Raw genomic sequence first — 3,466 nt, 5'->3', positions numbered from 1 at the left:
AAGTTGGTTTATCAACATCTGTATTAAAAACCAATCGTTTCAATTCCGTATCAAATTTTTTATCGTCTGTAAAATCCTCTCCGTTAATTTTTTGGACTTTTTTACCTCGCTTCAAAAATTACGCTGAATGGTAATGAGTTCGCTGTTTTCGTCTTCTAAGTCTTCTACTAATTCTATAGTAACCAAAACTTCAGTCTCAGTTAAGAAGTTTTCAATAGTTGTATTAGGTTGTTGAGAAAATTCGGTATCTTTATATATACTTTCACCTTTCGAACCTAAGCAATAGTCAACTAATCGTAAAACAGTTGTCTTACCAACATTATTACCTGTGGTTTGCTGAGTTAGTGTTTCGGGAGTTTCATCCACAATAAGATTTATCCCTTTTTTAAAAGGAATATCTCGAATAACACCCGCTTTATTTTCTATTATTAATCGTTTTAAAAACATTTTTCTAACAAACCTTTTTTATCTTTTTTTACTGCGCCTAAAATAAATAACCAATCTAATACCAAAGTGAATAAATTGATAGAAATATTATGATTCTTATTTAGGTTACTATATAACTCAAAATAATCAAATTTGCATTATTGGAGTTGTCTAATATTTCTATTACCTTCCCACCTAAATAATACAAGTCTCTTTCGGGGTTTATATTTTTATTGACTATCATTGTTTTGGCGGCTCTTCTAAAATACTACATCGCATAAATGCATCTACTAAAACTACATACAAACTAATTTGTATAGCTTCAATAGGTAAATGAGTATTTGCATTACTACTATTTTCTATTAAATGCCAAAGTTTGGTTTCTACCTTTTCTATAATATTATCTGCATTCGCTCTAATCTCTTCAATACTACTATATTTTTTCTTTTCAATGAGGTAGGCTGTTCTTATATTTAGCAAAACAAATTCTTTTTTTGTAGATCCTTGCTTTTCTATCTCCTCGTAAACTTTATTAAGCCTTCCCTGATAAACTTTGTATTCCTCAATAATGGATTTGTAACGTACAACATTGTTATAAAGAATTTTTTCTACTGGATCAGGAGCCGATGATGGATCATTAACGGTTGTGTTATCAAAAATACTACTTCCTAAACTCCCAATAACAATATTGAGAGCCGAAGGGTTTTTTGTGATTAAATTTTGACCAGCTAGTTTTTGTAAGACATCTTCTTCGTTATTCCGTTTCATGTCTCTTAGAGCATCAACCGTAAAATTCTCAGGATTGTTTGTTTCAATATGATGATTTGGGCAAAGTAACAATAGATTATTATAATCTGCTCTTTCATTACTTGTCATTTTTGAATTATATCTGTCCGCTTTATGTGTGTTCTGATTTGCGTCTTCAATATGACATATATTGGAAAAATTTGTGTCATCTTCCCAATTTAAAAAAGTTACTCCACAATTAGGAAATGCACATCTATTTCCAGATAGGGCATATAACTTTTTAATTGTAAGAACAGAGTATTGTCTTGCTTTTTTGTCAGCCATTAATTCCCAAATATTATTTTATTACACAGCCAGATTCTCTTATTGCCTCTCCCGCTAATTGATTTAAAGAATGGATTTTGTATAATTATTGCTTTTTATGTTGTAAGATACAAAGGTAATTCAAAAAATGCAACAATATACTACTACGTTTATTTTGAAAGTCATATAGTTATTTCTATTCTTAACATAGTTGTCATCCACTAACACATCCAACCTCGGCGAAATCATTCGGACAGGTTTCGAAATGGCTATTCGCAAGCAGACTTCTCTAAATCTTTACAACTAAAATCTAATAGCAGATCTTTATTTGGGTCCGTAGACATTTGCTTTTTTACCTTTTACTATTTTTTCTCCGACAACTTTTACCAGATCTAGATTTCGTTGCATACCCGTCGAAATATAACGACTTGTAAAATCCCATCCCTTTGACAGGAAAACAGATCGTATGTCACTTGTAATTAGGCCTTCTGAAATAAATCCAGGATTTTGAAGCAAAGTAAATTTAATAGCGTGCCTTATTGTTGGTCTACTTTCAAGTAATGGATAATATTCTACGTTGTTTCTATGTTTGTTTGCAAGCTTTTCTCTGAGATCATTTTCAGGTTTAAATGTTGCTTTATTAATCTTATTGAGTTGTATATTAAAAAAGTCACATGCTTTATTGATGTTATTAATATTAAAATTTGCCTCTTCATTTTTAATTAAGCGAAATTGTTTTTCTGAAATTCCCAATATTTCGGCAAAACGAAGATCAGCAACTCCAGAAAAATCTAGCAATTTTAGAATATTACAAGTAATAATTTCGAGATTGAGATTTTCCATAATCCAAATTTCAATTCGAAATAGGACTCAAAAACGGTAAAATATTTCTTTTTTTGAATTTTATTTATTATTTTTGATTATTGATAATCAGATCAGTGTCTGATTATAGGTGTTGAGTATAAGAGTCTCTCGTGCAAATTCCGAGTTTTGCTAAGAACGAGACAGTAGGGTCTTCAATGCCCGTAATGATATTTTGTGTATTTTTGATGCACACTATAGCGTTATGGGCCCTATTGTTTATCGGTTCTAAGGCCCTCGGAAGCCTGCACGGCGATAGCATAGGGCCTAGCTATAGTTTTTTAAGGGACTCGTTTAAATTATAAAAAGCGAGTTATGAATTCTCAAAAACAACAATCAAAAAACATTATTACAGCCCCCGAGTAGCTCGGCCGGCTTCGCCAAATATGATTTGGCCCTTACAATTGCGGATTGCGTGACGCCCATTTATAACCTTTTGATTTCTTCTTTCAAACGCGATCTGAATCATTTATTAACTATTAACTAGTCTTTGTGACCATTGAGTCATATTAGACCCTGAAGCATCTGATTTCTATCGGACAGGGGATGCTATGCTTATAGGTTGCGGTTTTAAACAGCTTAAAAATCTTCGAAATTTTTAAGCTGTTTTCAAAAAACCATTAACAAATAAATTATGAAAGCAATAAACTTACTGACGAAAGTCAAAACATATGTACCCTCCATCTACCGGGCACTGGCCAAGTACGCTTGCAACTTATACCGCAAGTGTACTAGCCAAGTGCTAAAACAGAATTCTTTACTTTCTGGAAACTTTATTCTAACCAAATTGACACCAACTTCTAAGTTTCTTCGACTGGGCTTCGACTTGGCCTCGGATTCATCGACTGGGCCCGATGAAATCCCGAGCCAAGTCGATGAAAACTCAAGTGGAAGGAGAAAATGGTTACAAGAAAGGGTGAAGAAAGGTATTCCTAAAATAGGAGTGCCCCTAGAAATGCAAGCGAACGATCTCAAGATTGGTGCTAAGGCTAACCTATTTGACTATATGTTCAATACCCGCTGTATACCTGCTTTTAACCCGCTTCGGACCTTGTTTTACCTCCGGCCGTCGTTGCAACGTATGTGCACCGTACCTCTCCCGTCCCTGCACCAGGAAAAGGACGGTGCA

Annotated in this window: 4 protein-coding genes; all 4 read right to left on the bottom strand. The window is 33.6% G+C overall.

Going from position 1 to position 3,466, the window contains the following annotated elements; translation table 11 throughout:
* Positions 1 to 111: 111 nt before the first annotated feature.
* A complete protein-coding gene (locus L950_RS24565) occupies positions 112 to 447 on the bottom strand; it encodes a hypothetical protein (RefSeq protein WP_021190764.1) in 336 nt (111 codons plus the stop codon).
* A complete protein-coding gene (locus L950_RS37630; protein ID WP_410528159.1) occupies positions 438 to 512 on the bottom strand; it encodes a hypothetical protein in 75 nt (24 codons plus the stop codon). The genes L950_RS24565 and L950_RS37630 overlap by 10 nt, the downstream gene beginning before the upstream one ends.
* 154 nt (positions 513 to 666) lie before the next feature.
* Positions 667 to 1,497: an ABC-three component system protein gene (locus L950_RS27380; protein ID WP_021190763.1), complete on the bottom strand. Its 831-nt coding sequence runs from the start codon at positions 1,495 to 1,497 to the stop codon at positions 667 to 669.
* Between the two features lie 303 nt (positions 1,498 to 1,800).
* Entirely contained in the window at positions 1,801 to 2,319 is a 519-nt protein-coding gene (locus L950_RS24555) for a hypothetical protein (protein ID WP_021190762.1), read from the bottom strand.
* Between the last annotated feature and the right edge of the window lie 1,147 nt (positions 2,320 to 3,466).

This window comes from Sphingobacterium sp. IITKGP-BTPF85 (genome assembly GCF_001006065.1).
Lineage (GTDB): Bacteria > Bacteroidota > Bacteroidia > Sphingobacteriales > Sphingobacteriaceae > Sphingobacterium > Sphingobacterium anhuiense.
The sequence above is the reverse complement of the archived record's forward strand: the minus strand, read 5'-3'. Positions and strand labels throughout refer to the sequence as shown.

Coding starts and splice junctions, on each gene's coding strand:
- L950_RS27380 (WP_021190763.1), bottom strand. CDS start 1,497: ATGGCTGACAAAAAAGCAAGACAATACTCTGTTCTTACAATTAAAAAG.
- L950_RS24565 (WP_021190764.1), bottom strand. CDS start 447: ATGTTTTTAAAACGATTAATAATAGAAAATAAAGCGGGTGTTATTCGA.
- L950_RS24555 (WP_021190762.1), bottom strand. CDS start 2,319: ATGGAAAATCTCAATCTCGAAATTATTACTTGTAATATTCTAAAATTG.